Source organism: Gluconobacter sp. GP1 (assembly GCF_032913585.1).
In the GTDB taxonomy this organism is placed as follows: Bacteria; Pseudomonadota; Alphaproteobacteria; order Acetobacterales; family Acetobacteraceae; genus Gluconobacter; species Gluconobacter cerinus.
This window is the reverse complement of record NZ_JASGXC010000003.1, coordinates 453,361-472,156: the sequence shown is the minus strand read 5'-3', so window position 1 is coordinate 472,156 and position 18,796 is coordinate 453,361. Positions and strand designations below refer to the sequence as shown.

General features: G+C 52.8%; 11 protein-coding genes. 3 read left to right on the top strand and 8 right to left on the bottom strand.

The annotated features are described in order from the left end of the window. Positions 1-55 precede the first annotated feature (55 nt). Both R5H23_RS10320 and R5H23_RS10315 read right to left on the bottom strand, forming a co-directional pair. Positions 56-424, bottom strand: a complete 369-nt coding sequence (locus R5H23_RS10320; protein WP_317215350.1) for a tetratricopeptide repeat protein — start codon at positions 422-424, stop codon at positions 56-58. An 87-nt stretch (positions 425-511) separates the two neighbouring features. Next, entirely contained in the window at positions 512-2,572 is a 2,061-nt protein-coding gene (locus tag R5H23_RS10315) for a glycosyltransferase (RefSeq protein WP_317215349.1), read from the bottom strand. A gap of 1,293 nt (positions 2,573-3,865) precedes the next feature. On the opposite strand from R5H23_RS10315, the gene R5H23_RS10310 reads away from it, so the two are divergent. Beyond that, entirely contained in the window at positions 3,866-5,335 is a 1,470-nt protein-coding gene (locus R5H23_RS10310) for a phosphomannomutase (RefSeq protein WP_408874347.1), read from the top strand. Between the two features lie 336 nt (positions 5,336-5,671). On the opposite strand, the gene R5H23_RS10305 is transcribed toward R5H23_RS10310, so the two are convergent. The 5 genes from R5H23_RS10305 to R5H23_RS10285 form a co-directional block, all read right to left on the bottom strand. After that, entirely contained in the window at positions 5,672-6,901 is a 1,230-nt protein-coding gene (locus R5H23_RS10305) for an ectonucleotide pyrophosphatase/phosphodiesterase (protein ID WP_317215348.1), read from the bottom strand. A gap of 147 nt (positions 6,902-7,048) precedes the next feature. Continuing rightward, positions 7,049-10,309 carry a TonB-dependent receptor gene (locus R5H23_RS10300; RefSeq protein ID WP_317215347.1) on the bottom strand — a complete coding sequence of 1,087 codons (3,261 nt, stop codon included), beginning with the start codon at positions 10,307-10,309 and terminating at the stop codon, positions 7,049-7,051. Between the two features lie 306 nt (positions 10,310-10,615). Next, positions 10,616-11,134, bottom strand: coding sequence for a cupin domain-containing protein (locus R5H23_RS10295; protein WP_317215346.1), 519 nt, complete (start codon positions 11,132-11,134; stop codon positions 10,616-10,618). Positions 11,135-11,137: 3 nt separating this feature from the next. Beyond that, positions 11,138-11,686 (bottom strand): VOC family protein, encoded by a 549-nt coding sequence (locus R5H23_RS10290; RefSeq protein ID WP_408874346.1) that lies wholly within the window; start codon positions 11,684-11,686, stop codon positions 11,138-11,140. A 91-nt stretch (positions 11,687-11,777) separates the two neighbouring features. After that, positions 11,778-14,366: an MMPL family transporter gene (locus R5H23_RS10285; RefSeq protein WP_317215344.1), complete on the bottom strand. Its 2,589-nt coding sequence runs from the start codon at positions 14,364-14,366 to the stop codon at positions 11,778-11,780. Positions 14,367-14,437: 71 nt separating this feature from the next. On the opposite strand from R5H23_RS10285, the gene R5H23_RS10280 reads away from it, so the two are divergent. Together R5H23_RS10280 and R5H23_RS10275 are read left to right on the top strand one after the other, a co-directional pair. Then, positions 14,438-15,037 (top strand): YigZ family protein, encoded by a 600-nt coding sequence (locus R5H23_RS10280; protein ID WP_317215343.1) that lies wholly within the window; start codon positions 14,438-14,440, stop codon positions 15,035-15,037. Positions 15,038-15,190: 153 nt separating this feature from the next. After that, entirely contained in the window at positions 15,191-16,834 is a 1,644-nt protein-coding gene (locus R5H23_RS10275) for an alginate export family protein (protein WP_317215483.1), read from the top strand. A gap of 7 nt (positions 16,835-16,841) precedes the next feature. Here the strand turns inward: R5H23_RS10275 and R5H23_RS10270 are convergent, their stop codons facing one another. After that, a complete protein-coding gene (locus R5H23_RS10270; protein ID WP_317215342.1) occupies positions 16,842-18,794 on the bottom strand; it encodes a glycosyltransferase family 4 protein in 1,953 nt (650 codons plus the stop codon). Between the last annotated feature and the right edge of the window lie 2 nt (positions 18,795-18,796).

Sequence of the window (18,796 nt, the reverse complement as noted above, 5' to 3'; positions counted from 1 at the left end):
CTGATCCGCTTTCAGATAAAGACAGGTTTTTTTACGAAAATGGGAAAATCAGAGATTAAAGTGCTGAGAGTTCCGCAGTGGCCACTGCTCCGTCAGGGTCATGGCGCAGTGCCTCACGGTAGGCATCTGCTGCCTCATCTCTTCTATTCTGAAGTTTCAGAGCGTGCCCAAGCTGAATATATCCTTCCGACTTTGCCGCATCGCGCTGAATAGCTTGTCGGTAAGCCAGTTCGGCATCCACGAGGTAGCCACTCTCTTTTAAGGCATGTCCATACTGGATCCACATGTCCACCCGATTAGGGTATCGGGTGAGAACATTACGGTAGGCTAAAGCGGCTTCTGGCCACTGTTTCGCGTCCCTGGCCCTGTCTGCATTTTGAGCCAATTCGCGAAGGCGAGGGGAGCTTTTGAATGGAAAAATCATGATCAGGATCCTGCTACGGCCACTCTGTAAAGCATCCGGAAGAACGAAAAACAGGGATGAATTTTTGTTTTAAGGTGGGAAAAAGACTTATGTTTTCCGAATATGGCAAAGAGCTACGGCCTGAGAAACGGGTCGAATTAAACGTAATGGAAGTGTCGCATCGACCCAGATAGGGTTAACGGTAGGATCCATACTCAGCTTCCTAGCTCCCCAGATGTTTTCAAACGCTACGCGCTCTGTTGTTGCAAGAGAATGCCGAAGCGGATTCAGATGGTCCAGTCCCCGAGAGGCAGATTCATCGTGACGGGCCTCAATGAGGGGCGTCCAGAGGATTTTCATGTTATTTTTTTGGAGACGTAGGCACAGGTCGATATCGCTGTAGTTGATGGGGAGCCGCATCTCATCAAAGCCGCCGAAGGCAGTAAAGATATCGGTTCGCACACCTAAAAATGCTCCGGTGACGGCAGAAGTCTGTCGGGTGCATTGCCATCGACCGAAATGGGCGTTGTTGTCTCGCGGTTCATAGAGGCCGTCATGAATCACGGAGCCCTGCCATCCTAAAAGGACGCCGGCATGCTGGATGGTGTCGTCGGAATAGATTAGTCGGGCACCTACTGCCCCCGTCGCAGGAGCACGAAGAAGACCAGCGAGTATCATGTCCCAGTTTTTCGATAGCATCTGCATATCGTCGTTGCAGAACAGGAGGTGGGGCGTGCTGATCCCGGCGACGGCGTTATTATTCAAACGAGACCAATTAAAGGGAGAGGGGTCGCTTAAAAGAGTTACGCCATGATGACGCGAGACAAGTTGTTGGAGAAGGACCAGATCCTCCGGAATTTTTGTGCCGTTATCCACGATCCGGCAGTGGATGCGTTCGGGATGCTTGGCTGTTGCGAACAGGCTGTCCACCATCCTGCAGCAATCTGCCGCATTGTCACGGGTGCAGATGATGATCGTACAGGGTTCCGGTAGATCATGAATGACGAATTGTTCTGGCAAGGGGTGGGGGCTACTGCGAACGGGTATGTCTGAAAGTCGGGGGCTAGCGACGAGAGGGTAGGGAACATGAGCGATACGACGCCCGGTTTTTAGCCCATTGCGAACGATCTCAGCAGGATTTTTTCCGCGATAATCCGGCCATAGATCTGCGGAGAAGGCAATGGCGTGTCCGACCGTATTTTCCTGCTCGAGCCAGATAGCATCTGCGCCGGGGTGCGGCAGGAGCGCCGTAGCTTCAAATAGAGTGCTGTTGGAGGTCGATGGCGTTAGGCTCTCGGCATCGAAGAACACAATATCGCAATTGCTGGTCTCGAAGGTGTAGGTGATCCAGTCAGGGAGAAGAGAAAAAGGAATACAATAGGCACCAATCAGAAGGATGTTTTTTGACGCCTGGCCGTCAACAGAAGGTGAAGCAAGGGTTGCGGGGAGGGAGGTGTCATCAGGTAAGTGGATGACAGAAAGACCCTGTGGCATTCTCGTGATCCACGTCTCCCGAAGCAGAGGTGACGCGCCGATTGTATAAAGCTTCGTGATGGACGGCATGCATCCTAGCGCAGCCATCTGAGCCGCAGCGACTGCATCGGAGACCTCTCTCTGCTCGATGATAACTATGAGGGGACGCGAGGCGGTAGTTGGAGGGGCGGGGATGCGAAATAGTTTCCGAAAAGTCGCATAATCTTCGCTCGGGAATGCGTTAAATGCAGAAATTTCAGGTAGCATAGAAACCATGTCGTCAAGTTTGCGCCGCATATCAGCGAGTGCTGCTGCGATGTGAAGTCCTTGTTCTGTTCCGTGAGCGAGGTGCCTGTTTGCGGCCGTAGCGTGCTGCGCTGCTGTATCCCCGGCAAGAAAAAGCTCTTGATGTGCAGCTTCGCAACGGGGATCGCGTTCGAGGGCCTCGCGGTAGTGGTGCAGCGCTAGAAGACGACGGCCTTGAATCTTGTAGACATGGCCGATCTGAAGGTAGGTTTCGGCCTCTTCCGGGGCTTGTGTGATAAGGCTGCGATAAATGAGCTCAGCAGTTTCTAGTTGTCCGCTATCCTTGAGCATGTTTCCAAGTTGCATGCCAAGATCGAGGCGCCAAGGTGCGAGCGAAAAGGCGGCTTGGTAAAGCCTCGCGGCGCCTGCAGGAGCTTGACCATCTCTCATTTGATCCGCTTCGCGGATTAGGGTTGTCAACCACTGCTGGCAGGCCTCAGGATGTAAATTCCATATAGCTTGAACATCGATAATCTCCTCCTGTTTGATAAGGCGGGACCAGTCTTTCTGTCGGCAGGCCTCTAGCAAATCTTTCGTTGAGACGGGTGGCGGTTGTCTACATACAGCAGTGGGCTGAGTTGTATTTGTCCGCGGTGTGAAGAGGGACCAGAGGCGCCTAAAAGATGTCAAAAGGTGTGTCCTGACGAAGGATAAAAAATCATGAAAACAAAAAAAAGGTAATCCTGTCACGGTTTTATTTCGGACCTTGGATTGTTGGTTAAGCGTTCTTGCGCCCCTGATCTAGAAAGATTGATGGATTGAAGAACCGTATAAATACTTTGGATGACGCCTAGGCCACGTTGACAAAAGATCTACACAGGCTGCCTGAGATCTAATTTACTTCATGCCTGTAGAATAACGAACAGAAAGACTAGGCATGGCCCAGGCGATCTGACGGATCAGGAATGGGCGATAATTGGTTTGCTTCTGCGTTCCGAGCGTGGACGTTGTCCGTGGCGGGACATGCATGAGTGGCTGCTACGGCAAGTGGAACTCCATATATGTCAGGTTGCGCCGTCGGGCAGAACAGGGTGTGTGAGATGCCCTGCTGCAAACCCTGGTAGAGCTGGCGCTGACCGATAACTGGCAACGTATGGTCGACAGTAGTACCGTGGTTGATACTCGTTCGAAGGCTCTTAGCCGGTCACGCGACGACTTTACGAGCAAAATCCATGCTCGACGCGACAATCAGGGACACCTTCTGGGCTTTATCTTTACCGGAGGCCGTCTCGGACTACAAAGCCGCAAACGCCCTGATGAAGCTGCCTGTTCTAAACCCCACTGCCCTGCAGGCTGATCGGGCTATGACAGTGACAGCCGCCGCAAGACTCTGGATCAGGTCTTGTGTGAACGCGACCTGGTTTTTAAAAAAAATGGAGACGTAGGAAGGTAATTCATTGATGTCTTGATGAAAGGAAAGTCGAGGAGAGAAGATGCTTAATTTCGCCACTAGCTATTTATTTTATTGTTCCAATAAGTTCTCCCCTCGCTCTGTGCCAAATTTAATTAAGGTGTACGTAAAATTTCAATGGGGGATACAGGGCTTACATTTTTCGATGGTTACCTTGCGGATTTTTCTCATATTTTATCATGTAGTAGATATGTTTTTTAATATAAATTCGCATGTAAATTTTTTGGAATTGCATACATGCGTTACCTTCAGAGACGAAGCAGGCTTAAGATATGAAGATTTCAGAATGGATGTCGCAGTCAGGGGTTGCCTTCGGCACCAGCGGCGCTCGAGGGCTTGTAGTGTCTATGACGGACGCTGTTTGCTTCGCCTATACCGTTGGTTATTTAAAGTACCTTCAAACGGTAGGAGAGTTTTCTGCCGGTACCTCCGTGGCAATTGCTGGCGATCTTAGGCCGAGTTCTCCGCGTATCTTGCAGGCTTGTGCTGCAGCTATCACCTGGATGCAAGGTAAGCCAGTTTTTTGTGGGTTTGTACCAACTCCCGCTTTAAGTCTGTATGCCTTTTCGAACGGTATTCCTTCCCTAATGGTGACGGGAAGTCACATTCCGGATGATCGCAACGGAATTAAGTTCAACCGGGCCTATGGCGAATTCCTTAAATGCGATGAATCCGCCATGCGGATGCAAGAGGTTGTCATACCGGAGGGCTGGTTTAATTTTGAAAATAATCTATCAATAGATTTTAAACTTCCTCCGATTAAAAATGTACTCAATGTCTATATAGATAGGTACTGTAATTTTTTTGGAGCACACGCTTTATCGGGCCTTACACTTGGTGTGTATCAGCATTCCGCCGTTGGCCGAGACGTTATGGTCACTATTATTGAGGCGCTGGGAGGAAAGGCTGTCCCATTGGCTCGTTCAGATGTGTTTGTTTCGGTTGATACTGAAGCTGTGCGCGAGGAAGACATCGTTTTAGCGCATGAATGGGCAAAGACGGGATCGTATGACGCCATCCTAACTACAGATGGTGACTCAGATCGTCCACTGTTAGCTGATCAGCAAGGGAATTGGATACGGGGCGACATACTAGGTATTTTGGCTGCAAAGAAGCTGGGTGCCGCTGTCGTCACGACCCCGGTCAGCAGCAATACGGCACTTGAAACTTCAGGGTATTTTCCCGCTGTACGACGAACGCAGATTGGTTCGCCATTTGTTGTCTCTGCGATGACTGCTGCTGCTGCCGAAGGTTTTCTTCCGTCTGTGGGCTATGAAGCTAATGGAGGGTTCCTGTTGGCTAGTGACATTGTGCAGGATGGAAAAACTCTTCAATCTCTTCCGACACGAGATGCCGTTTTGCCAATGCTTTGCGCTCTAATTGCAGCAAAAGACCGCAAGAGTAATCTTAAAGAACTTTTAACAATTCTTCCGCCACGCTTTACTGTCAGTAATCGTTTAAAAAACATTCCTACTGAGCGCAGCATGCAGCGGATTCAATCATTTCGAGAGAATATTTCAGGTGTTGCTGATGCTCTCGGCTTCGTTTGTTGCTGTGGCTCTGTGGTGACTGTGGATGAAATAGATGGTCTACGTCTGACCTTCCAGAATGGCGAGATCATTCACCTTCGCCCGTCCGGGAACGCCCCGGAATTACGTTTATATGTTGAAGCTGGTAATCAAGGTCGTGCTGAAGAGCTTCTGGATTTCTGCTTAAAAAGCGTTGAGAAGTGGATAAAATAAATAACTTTATAGATGTGATATTTATTTAATTTTCGTTCAAATTCTAATAATTAAAAGACAGAATGATCAAAGTTTAGATGATAGATGATTCTTGGTGTCAGTTCAGGTGTGAGATTTTTGGTACTGAGTCATTCAGAAATAAATCCCTGTTGATAGCAGTTCGTACCCAGGAGACTAGTACATAGAAAACGTCAAATATTTATGATCTCATAACCACTGAAAAGTATACCCATTGTGTAATATTGCGGTGGCAAGGCAGAATTTGATCTGCGAGCGTAAGCCTGTCTCTAACTGAAAATCTAAGCCGGGGTCAGCCCCGGCTTTTTTTGTGCTTTTTCAGGGTGTGTTCAGAACTGGCAGAAATGTCTTGAGTGTGCCGTCATTGGGTTGCGCTGGAATATCCAGCAAATGCGTCACCAAAGAGTAGACATCGACATTGTCAAAGGGCGGTAGCACCTTACCGGCTTTGAAGTCCGGGCCATTCGCAACGAAAACGGCGCTCATTTGCGGTGCTGCGGGATCATAGCCGTGAGCGCCCTTATACGGGTTCTGAGATTTATCGGGAGTAGTGGCCTGAATCATCCAGCCAACATTAGCAAGACAGATATAGGCAGGGACACGGGGATTCTTTCCATAGTGAAATCGTTCCGGAATTTCAGCTTTGCGCCAGCATGTCATATGCGAGTGCGGCTGAAGGAGCGCTTTCTCCAGAACTGCCGTTTTTCCCGGCACAGCATTTACCCCGGCGTAAGCGCCTCCCGTGATCCAATGATATGAGGAGGCTGGCGCGATCTGATCCATGGGAATGATATGATTTTCCCCAACGGACGCCATCCCATGATCTGCGACGACTATAATATCAGCGGGAATATGACGTTTTTTCAGCCCCTCGATCAGTTGCCCGATGCCATCGTCAACATCTTCCAGGGCAGCTTCAACTTCAACTGAGTCAGGGCCAAAATGGTGGCCCTGTGTGTCAACGATATTGAAATAGAGTGTACTGAATTCAGGGCGCTTCGCAGGTTGCGCGTCGTACCAGGATAGCAGTGTGTGCACGCGTTCGCTGTCAGACATCTGCGAACGGAAAGGCAGCCATTCGTCTGGCCGCATATTATGAATAATAGCTTCTGATCCAGGCCAGAACAGTGTGCCAACATTCAGTCCATGCTGTTTCGCGGTGACCCAGATTGGCTCAGCTTCATTCCACCAATAAGAGTCCTTGCTCTGCATGGTGAATTTTATTCCGGGATGATCTGCATCATACATTGTATTCCCGACAATCCCATGGTGGTCAGGTCTGAGGCCAGTCACCAAGGTGTAGTGGTTAGGGAATGTAATGGATGGGAAAGAAGGCCGCATACCCTCAGCAGAAACGCCATTCCGAGCCAGTTCTAATAGGTGAGGTGTCAGCCCTCTGGAAAGATATTCTGTTCGAAAACCATCTAGAGAGATGAGAATGACAGTTGGCTTCCCGATCCATGGCGTCGGCTGAAGCGGCGTTGAAGCACAACCGCTGATAAGGGTCAGAACGGTCGCGCTAAAGGCCTTGGCAAGAAGCTTTTTCATGCTTCCAGTTAAGCGGAATTTTCCCAACGAAAACAGAGCATCTCTCCCACGCAAGTGCGAAGTTTTCGTGACGTCTCCGGGGCTGAGAGCACAAAAAAAAGAGGGGCCAGAAGCCCCTCTTTCTCGTGCCATATCTAAATCGAAAGATCAGAAATGAGCACCGATGTTTAGCTGGAACGACCGTCCCATGATGGCATCGTAATAGCGCGTCATATCGACTGTACCGGGGTACTTGGGGAGTGCACCGGTAATGTTGTTGATCATGAAGTTGGCATCAATGTTCTTGGTGATCTGATATCCAAACGTCGTGTTGAAATACGCAAAGCCCGGTCGGTTGTTATGCTCGTACGTATAGTCTGAAACCTGCAGGGCATACTTGGACTTGCCATAGTAAATAGTCTGCCACTGGAAGAAAATCGGGCCACGGGTATAGTTAAAGTCCAGCGTGAACAGATTGTTCGGAGACTGCGTATCACCATTCAGGAGATATGTGTTGCCAAGATATGTCTGCTGATTGCGCAGGTAGTGAGAATAGTTTCCACGAAGTTCAATGTTGCCAGCAGACTGCGGCAGGCCGAGGCGCTGAAGCGGAACATAGTAGTCGATGTTCGCTTGCAGGATCTGCATATGCTGGTTGGCAATGTTGAAATAGCCGGACGTGAAGCTCTCAACCTGGTGGTCCGAATCACGCTTGAAGGAGTTGCAGTATGCGTTGTTCGGGTAAGAGCCTGAATCATAGCAGGCATTCATCAGATCGCCGACACTCAGGGATGTGATCTCATTGTTGACTTTGACATCAACAAAAGAGGCCGTCATGTCGAGGCCACGGACGAAGTGCGGATGGAAATCCAGCGTGCCTGTGTAGCTGTGAGACGTCTCGTTCTGCAGCTTTGCGTTGCCGCCTGATTTGCCCTGCGCTGTGTAATAATTGATGTTCGAGCTGAAACCGCCCTTGGGAATTCCTTCCTTTGCGCAGTTCGCTGCTCTCGTTGCAGGCGCAGGACCAGAGGTGATGTACTCGATGGAGCAGGGATCTTCTGCTGTATTGTAGGTCGTGCTCTGGGGGGCAAAAAGCTCAGTCACGGACGGATTACGAACGGACTGGGCATAGTTCCCGGACAGACCGAAATCCTGCGTTGGCCACCACGCACCACCAAACATGTATGTCCAGTAGTTGCCGGTCATGCTGTTGTTGATGAAGCGACCGTTTGCTGTTGCGGACAGGCTGTAAACGCCCGGGACATGCATGTTCGGGGAAACGAGCGGAATATCCAGCTCACCAAAAACTTCATGCGTGTGATAGGCGCCCGACGTAATGGGGATGGCGGTTGAGTTGCCGTACTGCTTGTAGGTTCCGTCTGCCTGCTGCTCACCCTGGAAGAAGCTTCCTGGGTTGAAGTTGTAGCCTTCACGACGATGCTCGTAGCCAAGATCCCAGCGGATATCACCAGCCGGCAGGTGGGCAACCGTGCTGTGAATTTCTGCCTGAAGATCGCGCTGCGCGTTTGTGTTCTTGCTATGCGCATCCGAAATGACGTAGTCGCGGGCGGCTGGCGTCATCTGGTTATAACCAAACGGGTTCAACGGCGAGCAGGTGGAACTCCGTGTGACTGCCGTAGAGTTTGTATAGCCTGGAGAGCAGACGATATTGCCGCTGGCGTCCGTCGTGGCGTTCAGCGCATTGGTCAGGTTCTGGGTAGCAATAGACGGTTCCCAGGTGTCGTTCATGTACTTGCCGTACACACCCTTCACAGACCACTCGAAATGACGGCCAACTGCGTTGAAATCACCGTTCAGGCCGCCTTGGAAGCGGAACATCTGCATGGTGGTACGATACATTCCTGCGTCAAGATCCTGGTTCAGGCGTGACAGATAGAACGTATCCGTCGGCTTTCCTGCCGCCTGAAGAGCATTGACGATCTGCGCGCGTACGGCTGGCGTCAGGTAGGGATTGTTCGTGCTAAGTTTGTACGCACCATTGACGACCGTGTTCGTCTGATAGCTTTGCAGGCTCAGTGGGTCATCGAACTGAGGCGTGTTCCAGGTACCCTGACCAACCAGGCTGGACGCTGTTCCGCGGGCATACCATCCCTGCCATGTTGCATGCAGGTGATCGGTGAAATCATAGTGGCCGAGCGTGGTCAGGTTCAGCTTGTCAGATGGCGCATAAAGCTGGTTGTAATCCTGCAGCGCGATGCCGTTCCCGCCTGAAGCGCGAAGTCCGTCCTGCACAGCAGAGTTATACGTAATAGGCACGAGAGACTGGCCGTTAGGGCTGAACATCAGCGCCTGTCCGGCGGCGTTAGGAATAGCGTATCCGGCTTTACCTGCCTTGACTGGAAGCTGACCGTAAACGGCGCTTGTGGTCGGCAGACCAGTGACCGAGTTCTGCAGGAAACGAACGCCTGGCGTCAGTACGCGGGCATATGGCGTGGTCGAGCCATAAGCAGGTCGAGCGTAGGTGGTGGACAGGCTGCCTCTTGTATAGGGGCGGTCATTCGCGACCATGCCGCCAGCATTGCGATATTCCACGTCAAAAACGACGCCGCCCTTGCCGTGGTCAAAGTCTGTGCCAGCCTTGAACGTAATCTTTTCCTGCGGCGCATCCAGCTTCTGCGTCCAGTTACCCTGTGCGTTGAAATCAACACCCTTGAAATGATCATCGAGCTGGTAGTTCACGACACCCGCAACAGCATCAGCACCATAAGCCGCGCCTGCGCCACCGAGACGGGTATCAACCTTCTTGATCAGGGATGTCGGAATGGCACTGACATCAACCTGCGAGCCTGAGCCTGCACCATAGTTGGAAGCGGTTGATCCACCCACCATGCGCATGCCGTCAACGAGGGTGAGGGTACGCTGTGAGCCAAGGCCCAGAAGAGAAACGAACGACTGGCCAGCACCAAAGCTGCCCTGTGAACCGATAGGGGAGTTGTCACCCACCGTGAAGGCGGTGTTCTCACGCATCAGGGCAATGCCCATGTCCGTATAGCCACGGGCACGAAGCTGCGCAGCATCGACGGTTGAGCCAGCCATAACGTTCGTCAGGCGCGTTTGGGAAAGACGCGTTCCTGTAACGGTAACGACTTCAGCGGCAGGTGATGTGCCTGGCTGGAGGTTGGCATTCGTAATTGTCTGAACGGGCGCAGACACAGGCGCAACTGTAACGGGCTTGGCTTGAACCGATGTCTGAGGACGTGCGGACTGCACTGTTGCACGGGGTGCAGCCGCTTTTTTCGCAGCAGACTTGTGAGCGGCAGAAAGATGCTTCGTCGTCGTCTCTGCACAGGCTTCAGGAACAGGAAGCGCTGTGTAGGAAATACCAGCCAGCAAGGCAATTTTCAAAAAAGTCCGGGAGGGTTTCAGTGAAAAGCCCGGACGGGCCAACGTTGGAAAAGAGGTGTTCATTGCTGGCAGATATCCCTTCATTTCATGTCTCAATGTATCTTCGATTACAAAACTGAAAGGAAATGTCTCCTGTGCGCAATGGTAACAATGCGATTTTGGAGTGAGATTTTCTTGGTGTGTCCATTACAACACATTTATTTCAAATTATGTATTTAACGAAAATTAGCCTTATCTGTTATCGGATACCGAACACTTTAAAAAAAACGATTTTGTCTACGGTATTTTCCTTTCATTTTTTAAAAGTGACGATTGAGAAAAATTCAATACCGAGCGAATAGGAAAAGACAGTACAGTTGACAGGAGGTTTTATTTGAACCGGCATGGCTGATCTGTGGTCGGCTGTTCATTAGTCTGAATGACCATGAGTGTCACAGCATCATCGCCGACATTTCCTGCAAAATGCCCGATGTGACCTTGTGAGTCCTTACGGCTCATTTGGTCTTCACCCAAGGAAACATCCCCCGGTCCCATCTCGACACGTGTTCCGTCCATTGCGGTAACGTACCATGTGCCTTTGAGGGGAATGATCCACTGGACTTTCGGATCAGGGTGCCAGCTTCCATCCCAATGTGGGGGTTGCACGGTGGAGATGATCTGAGCCTGTCCGCTCTTGAGGCGGTCCTGCCATTGCGGGCCTGCCGGCCTGGACATGGTTTTCAGAATGTAATTGTGAAACGGACAGCGCGTCATATGGCTGACGCCATTATGATCCGTCCAGTTGTGCCAATAATATGCTGTGGGAGGTGCAGGATCTGCAGCTTCAGCCGCGTGACAAAATGCGGTAACGCCAAGAGCGAAAGCAAAAAGCAGAGAGATAGGGCGCATGGCTTATTGTTCCTCATGTCGTGCTGGGGGCTGATAGCGAGGCTGTGGGGCGATATCGTCAAAACGGCTGCGTGAGGGCGTGGACAGAAGCTCGATAATCATGCCCCAAGGCGCACGGCCGTAGCAGAACATGTTACCAGGGCCAGCTTCGAGAGAAGGCTGCCCCTGTGGCTCTGTCAGAAGCACGCCACCCGCTTTGGTGAAGCGGGTGCAGGCCGCATGAATATCGTCAACATAGACGGCAAAGTGCTGTACGCCGAAGTCACAGGCGCGTACGGCAGGTCTCTGGTCTGGGCCATGAATTTCAAAGAGTTCAAGCCCAGGTCCATGCCCCAGAGACATCATACACATCTCCCAGACCACACTGCCGGTTGGCAGCCCGAGTATCTTCTCTGTCTGCGGACCCTGTTGGGGTTGGGTGTGGGTAATGTTGCGGTATAGCGCAACAGCGCCTAGTGCGGCTTCGAGAAAGCGGATGGCAAGGTTGATGTCGGGTACAGTCACACCGACATGGTCGATACCTCGCGGAAGTCCTGAATGGTCTGCACTCACGGAGAGATCCTTCATGGTTATGAAGGTCTCAACCTGTGAGTGGAGAAACGGTTGCGGTCAGTCGTTCACATTAGTGACGAACTATGTCTACTTAGGCTTCGTCGATCGGACGTTTCGGGAGAAGCGCCGGTACGAAAAAGAGTGTGCAGATCAGTGTGCAGCCCAAAGACATGAGAAGCAGCCGGCCCATGCTCGCAGTGCCCGGATGAGCGGATGTTGCCAGCGATCCAAAGGCCGTTGCTGTCGTCAGGGCAGAAAATAGAACAGCGCGCGCGGTCGGAGAGGTTAGCGGCCCCTTGATGCCTTCGCGCCAGTTCATCACGAAATAGATATTGAAAGACACGCCAACCCCGAGAAGCAGGGGAAGAGCAATGATGTTGGCGTAATTCAGTGTCTCTGGAACCGTGACAATCAGGATGACAGTCAGGAGAGCCGACAGCAGGAGCGGCGCCATAACAAGAGCTGCATCCAGAATGCGGCGAAGCACCACCAGAAGAATGATGCCGATCATAATCAGAGCCGAAATGGCGGCAATCGTGAAAGCATGAACGATGGTGTTCGCGCTTTCGGTGATCTCCATGGCTGGCCCACTGATATCCGGATTGACCGAACGCAACTGGGACACAAACCGGTGCATGACGGGCGTCTCGGAAATCTGTCCTTTCGGATGGATCGTCAGGCGCTGACGACCATCAGGAAGTGCGTAATCCTTCCGGATGTCATCTGGGATATTGTCGATCGTGATGGGCTTCGGCTGAAGCGCCGTGCGGAGCATGGAGAGCTGATCCGGCAAAAAGCGTGTCAGGGCATGGCTGGCATTGACCAGTGTTTCGTCAGGGGCTGTCGAGAGCGTGTTGAGAGCCTGGCGGATTTTCTCAAGTGGTGCAGGAAGCTGATCCTTCACGCTGTCCAGCTTGGCTGCTGCTGCGATAGCGGATGCACGAATGGCCGCAGCGTCTGGTGCAGGTGAGGGTGTCTGAACGGTAATCGTCGGGAGAAGAATGGAAGCCGTGTCCTCGATCATAGCCAGTTTGTCGGTCTGATCGTCCGGGACGAGCGCTCCCAGCCACAGCACATCATGGACGCTCGACAGCTTGGAGAAAGCCGCCGCGTTCTTTGCCGCATCCTGAACATTCGGGACCAGAAGCTGAGCAAAATATGGGGTGGTGAGGGGATTATCTTCCAGAAGGTGGAGAGCGTGCATGCCCTCTGTATTTGGGTTCTTCGTATGAAGAGGATCTGCATCGAACTTCAGCAATGGCATCAGGGCAACGCCCACGACCCCGAGAAGTGCGAACACGCCCACGACCTTTCTACGCTTGTGACGCAGCATGTGATCGACTGGCGCCATGAACGTAAAGCCTGGTTCCCCTTTCCCAAGCTTCGCCCGGAAGAGCGTCAGCAGGGCCGGGAGCAGTGTCATGGTGCACAGGAAGGCAATCAGCATCCCGAAGCCAGCAATCAGGCCTAACTGAGCAACACCGATGAAGCTTGTCGGGGTGAAGGCCAGAAAGCCCGCAGCCGTTGCAAGCGACGCGACCAGAATCTGGGCACCGCTTTCCTGTCCGGTAAGAACAAGGGCGTCATGCAGAGACGGCATGGAGCCATCTTCGTTGCGCTGTCCACGGAAGCGGACGCTGTACTGAATGGCAAAATCCACCGCAATGCCCACGAACAGGATCGCGAACGCTACTGAGATGAGATTGAGTTCCTTCACGCTAAGCGCAGCAAAGCCGGTCGTCAGCAGAAGGCCTGAAATCAGTGTCAGCAGAATGGGGACAATGACGCGGATCGAATGTACGGCCAGAATCAGCCAGAGTGCGACCAGAACCAGCGAAACGACCAGACCAAGCACCATGCCGTGCGCCACGGTCGAAAACTCTTCGTCGTTTAGCTTGACCTCACCGGTGATGCTGCCCGTGGCCTGACCGGATTTTACGAACTCAAGGTTATCGATTGCCTTGCGCATCGCCGTCGTGGCGCCTTCGCCAGGCTGAAGAGAGCTGTAATCCAGCTTGGGCTTCGTGACGACGAATTCGTAACGGCTACCCAGTTCTGCCAGACGACCAACGAGAAGATTTTGCCAGGACAAATCCTGAGGGTGACCAGCTGCGGCTTTGGTCAAAGAGTCCGCAAAGCCGTCCAGAGCACCGTTGAAGCCACTGGGAATGCCTTGTCCTGCTTGAATGCCGTCTCCGATCAGGCCAAGAGCGCCGAATAGACCTCGGGCAGAAGGATCCGCTGCCAGGGTTCCAAGGAAGGGCTGAGCAGAAACAATGGAATCCAGAAGGGGCTCGAGGTCCTTCTTGTCCAGAAACAGGAAGCCGTGGCTGTTGTAGAAAGGGTTGTCGCCGGGGAGGCTAACCAGTTCAAAGTGCTCGTGGTCTTTGCTGAGCTCCGCAGCAAGCGCCCGTGCCGTGGCCCGACCCTGTTCCGGAATGCGACTGTCGATGATGGCAACGAGCTGATTGTCATCCTGCGGGAAGAGACGGTTCATCTCGTCCGTCCGCTGTTTCCACGGCAAGTCGCTGGCAAACATCTTGCCGGTATCAGTTGTCACACTGAGGCGCGTGATACTCAGTGCGACACATCCCGCACAGAGGAGCGCAAACAGAACCACCACCAGTGGCGCACGACGTGCACAGGCGGCATTCAGCCGGCCGATCAGATCCGAAAACATGGGGCCTACCCTTAACAGAACGGGCAGCATTTCCCTACCCCAACCTGACATTTCCGCCATCATGGGGCACAATGGAAGCCATGACGTGGACTCTCGATGGCTTGGCTGAACATGAAAGTGTGATCAAGGGCAGCACTTTCCTTGCGCGCGCGGCCCCTGTTGCAGATGAAGCCGCAGCACTGGCGTTCTTTGCTGAGGTTGCTATCCCGGACGCGACTCATAATTGCTGGGCCTTCCGGACGGGTCAAAGATACCGTGCCAGCGATGATGGAGAACCCTCCGGAACAGCAGGGCGCCCGATCCTTTCTGCGATTGAGGGGCAGGATTTCGACAATGTGATGGTGGTCGTCACCCGGTGGTTCGGTGGTGTAAAGCTGGGAGCTGGTGGACTTGTTCGGGCATATGGCGGTGCGGCTGCGGCCTGTCTGCGAGAGGCTGCCAAAATCGAGCGGATCGAAACCCTGCCCCTGCGGTTTCATTGCCCATTCTCGGTTTATGCGCAGATTGAAGCCAAACTTCCGGGGTGGCGGGCAGAAAAGACACTGTGTGACTTTGATGCAGAAGGTGCGTGGTTGACGGTCGCTGTACCTGTTGAAGAGGCAGACATGATCACGGAATACCTACGAGACCTGACACGTGGTCAAATGGCCATCTCTCGCCCGGATCTATAAACAACTAAATAAAAAAGTTATAAATAAAATCTCTCTTTACATACTGTGTAATATGAGGCTCACTCGTTTTCGTTGCCTCTTCATGTCAAATTGTGGTTCTCGATGCTTCTTTCTGTCGTCTCTTTCCGTCATGAAAGAAGCCTCATTGCCGGAGTGCTTCTGTTGACGGTCAACCTGGGTCATCACGCAGGTGCCCAGACCGTTCCTTTGAAAGCCAGTCCGATTGAGTCCCCTCCGACAGAGGAAGAGTGGATCAAGGTTCCTTCTACCGAGCGACCGATCATTCAGGATTATCCCCATGCCGGCGTGGTCGGCCAGCCACGGCGAATCACTGCCAAGCAGAACCGTGCACCGAATGGTCATCAGGGGCCGTGGGGTGATTTCAACTACGGAAATGGCGAAGCGGCGGGGTTTGGCCCCGTGGGTCGCTACGGTGCAGCGGCCTGGGCGGAGGACTGGAGCTACCTGCGAGACAAAAGCAAGCGCACGGACTTTTTTGATCCACTCAAATTCATCGCCTTGAACAATAGCCGCACGATCTGGCTGACCCTGTCGGGAGAATCGCGGTTACGAAACTGGTACGAGGAAGCGCCATTTCTGGGGCGCAGTGGAAAAGCCCAGTCAGGCCGCTTCGGCATCCGGAATCTGATCGGGGCAGACTTGCATCTGGGTGAGCACGTGCGTTTTTTCGGTCAACTCATCAATGCGGATGCAGGCGGTTGGAAGGGGTTCGGGTATGGGTCGACATATCGCAAGAGGCTGGACCTGCAACAGGGGTTCGTCGAACTGAAGGGCAAAGTCGCCGGGGCACAGACAGGTTTTATGTTTGGACGCCAGCAGTTCCTCGATGCTCCGTCCTACATGTTGTACAATCGTGAAACTCCAAACGTTCCCCTGTCTTGGAATGGTGGCCGGTTTTACGCCCTCTGGCCCCGGATCCGAGTGGACGCATACGATTTCGTTCAGACGAAAACAGACAGTCCTCTCATGTTCCACAACACCGAGGATTATGGGACGCGCCTTTATGGTGGAAACACCACGATGATCGTTCCAGCATTTTCCGTTGGTAGCGAGCGCGTTCACTCGTTTCTGGACCTGTTTTATATCCGCTACAGATACAGCAGCGGCCTGTCTGCGGTTCCGACAGCGGCGCGCGTTCTTAAAGGGACATCCTCCCGCGGTAATCTGGGGTTTCGCTGGTATGGAACATCCGCCTCCGTCGAATACTCGGTGGGAGCACTCTACCAGAACGGAACATTCCAATACGCCGGGACAGAGCGGAAAAGCAGCGTTCGTGCGTGGGCCGTCAACACGATCATAGGTTACAGGCATACACCTTCTCCCTTGCATCCCTTCCTGGGTGTGCAGGCAGATGTTTATTCCGGTGGGTCGGATGGTCAGAACGGAACGGTGCGCACTTACATGGCGCCGTTTAATCCACAGACCAACTATCTGGATACGACAACCTATATTTCACCGTCCAATCTGGTGAGCCTGTCGCCGGTTATCAGCATCACGCCTTGGAAAGGCTTTGCGTCCCTGCGTCTGAAGGCACCGTTTATGTGGCGGGAAAACGCAAACGGAGCGATCTGGAGTTCATCAGGCCCATACACATTCGCTCATGCTTATCGGGGAGGATATGTGGGCGTCGTACCGCAGGCGTCGCTGACGCTTCAGATCAACCATCATCTGACCTGGCAGATCTATGGAGCGCGGTTCATGGCGTCACAGAGTTTGCGCAAAGCGGGCGCGCAAAGTGGCAGCTATGCGCAGTCAAACGTGACATTCAGGTTCTAGAAAACTGTTAGTTCAGGACGGGTTCTGACCTGTCCTCTGGCAATGGGGGCGTCTCGATCATCACGGGCGGAAGAATGTCTTCCAGACTGGCTTGTATAGCCTTCTCGGAAAAACGCTCTTTCAGTAGCTTCCTTGCGGCCGCTATCTGAGCCTTTGCCGCAGATGGCACCAGAAGAGCAGCTGTTTTTTCCGCAAAATCTTCCGCACTGTCAGCGATGGATTTTGCCCATAGCGGGCTGGACGCATCTACGAGCCCCTCCGCTGCGACGGACGTCATGACAATCGGCAGCCCAACAGACCATGCATCCAAAACCTTGCCCTTGATCCCTGCACCATAACGGAGCGGAGCGACACAAAGCGATACGTCGGACAGGGTATCTTCAAGGTTGGAGACGTGCCCCATAACTTCTACGTCTTCGTCTGCAAGCATGTGAACTGCGTGCGGCATGGCGCTCCCGATCAGGCGACAGACAAGATTGGGAATACGTTTTTTTAGACGCGGTAGAATATCCAGAATGAGCCATTTTGCAGCGTCTGTGTTTGGGGCATGTGCAAAGTGAGCGACAAACGCAATGACGGGCTTGTCCTGGCGTCGCCGGGAACGGGTTTTGACGGGAACCGCCCAAGGGACAACGTGAATATTTGCTGTAGGCACCATGCGCTCGAGACGTTCGGCCTCGATTGCAGAATGGGTCAGTACGCTGTCTGCCAGCCAGGCACACATGTTTTCCCGCACTTCAATACGCGTTGCTGTTCGCGCAAGCTCAGGACGATTTTCTATCCCTGCCTGACGATGCAGGCGAAGTGATGCAAGATCGGCAACGCTCCAGATCAGTGTAGCTGTTGGGGCGAAGGCGCGGGATAAGGCGGAATAGCTTTCAGCATTATTCAACCGGTGAAGATAGATAACATCCAGCCCTGGTCCGAGGCGTTTGAGAGCTTCTTCTGGGCCAGTGAAGACTGGTTGCATCAGGCAGTCGATGCCCAGTGAGGCAAGGCGGAGATAATCCTGCTCTGAAGGTGCCTGACGGGACGCTATGAAACAGCAATTATACCCAATCGCCTGTGTCGCACGAATATGGGACAGCAGCGCTACAGATCCAGCATCCACTGTAGGGTCGGGAACGCGATCGTCTACAAAAAGGGCGCAGGGCATGACTGAGGTGACATCGTCATGGCGTCGGTTGGCCCGGTAAGCAAAGGCACGATCATCGATACTGGCAATATCCGACCCAGTCTGCTGTCGCAGGGTCTCCGCCGCTTTGGTCAGGAACGTCAGAGCCTCTGATCTCGCCGCTGGGGTATTTAATCCTTGGAGCAGAGTGCTGAAATAATGCTTGAGAGGTTTATCCAGATGCTCGGCGGTCGGAAGGTGGCAGGGCTCACCAAACCGCTCCTGACCATGGAATAGTTGAATAACGTGGTCTTGTTGCGGATCCAACGCGGCGTCAAATACATAGTCAAAACCGTATCGACCAGAATTCAGACCAGAGTCCCGCAGGTCGCGTCGAAACTGGTTTGCAGGAAAGCGCACGGTTTGTACGCTATCAATTACGGCTGTCAGCCAGACTGTTCTGTCTGGATTAAGCTCATCCATGATCCAGCCTGCAATATGTAGACGGTCCACGATGTCTATCGTTCCGACAAGACGGCTGGGCTGCGGATCAATATGAAAAGGAGAACCCTGAAAAGCACGATCCTGCAGGCTGTCACGAACGTCTATCAGGCACCCTTCATGCGGTGGCGGCTCGTGCCAGGCCCAGTCAAAAGCACAGCATCCGTCTCGGGCTACGTTTCTCAGGTCTGCGCGAAATGTTGTAGCCGCAATTTCTTGAACTAACTGGCCATTTTGGAAAATGCGCAGGCGGACAGGTCGATCTGGATTTTTCAAATCAACCGCCCACCCAGCAATGCGATCATGGTTACAAATATCGATATAACCAGCCAGAAACTGTGGCACAG

Coding starts and splice junctions, on each gene's coding strand:
- R5H23_RS10285 (WP_317215344.1), bottom strand. CDS start 14,366: ATGTTTTCGGATCTGATCGGCCGGCTGAATGCCGCCTGTGCACGTCGT.
- R5H23_RS10300 (WP_317215347.1), bottom strand. CDS start 10,309: ATGAACACCTCTTTTCCAACGTTGGCCCGTCCGGGCTTTTCACTGAAA.
- R5H23_RS10315 (WP_317215349.1), bottom strand. CDS start 2,572: ATGAGAGATGGTCAAGCTCCTGCAGGCGCCGCGAGGCTTTACCAAGCC.
- R5H23_RS10305 (WP_317215348.1), bottom strand. CDS start 6,901: ATGAAAAAGCTTCTTGCCAAGGCCTTTAGCGCGACCGTTCTGACCCTT.
- R5H23_RS10320 (WP_317215350.1), bottom strand. CDS start 424: ATGATTTTTCCATTCAAAAGCTCCCCTCGCCTTCGCGAATTGGCTCAA.
- R5H23_RS10295 (WP_317215346.1), bottom strand. CDS start 11,134: ATGCGCCCTATCTCTCTGCTTTTTGCTTTCGCTCTTGGCGTTACCGCA.
- R5H23_RS10280 (WP_317215343.1), top strand. CDS start 14,438: ATGGAAGCCATGACGTGGACTCTCGATGGCTTGGCTGAACATGAAAGT.
- R5H23_RS10310 (WP_408874347.1), top strand. CDS start 3,866: ATGAAGATTTCAGAATGGATGTCGCAGTCAGGGGTTGCCTTCGGCACC.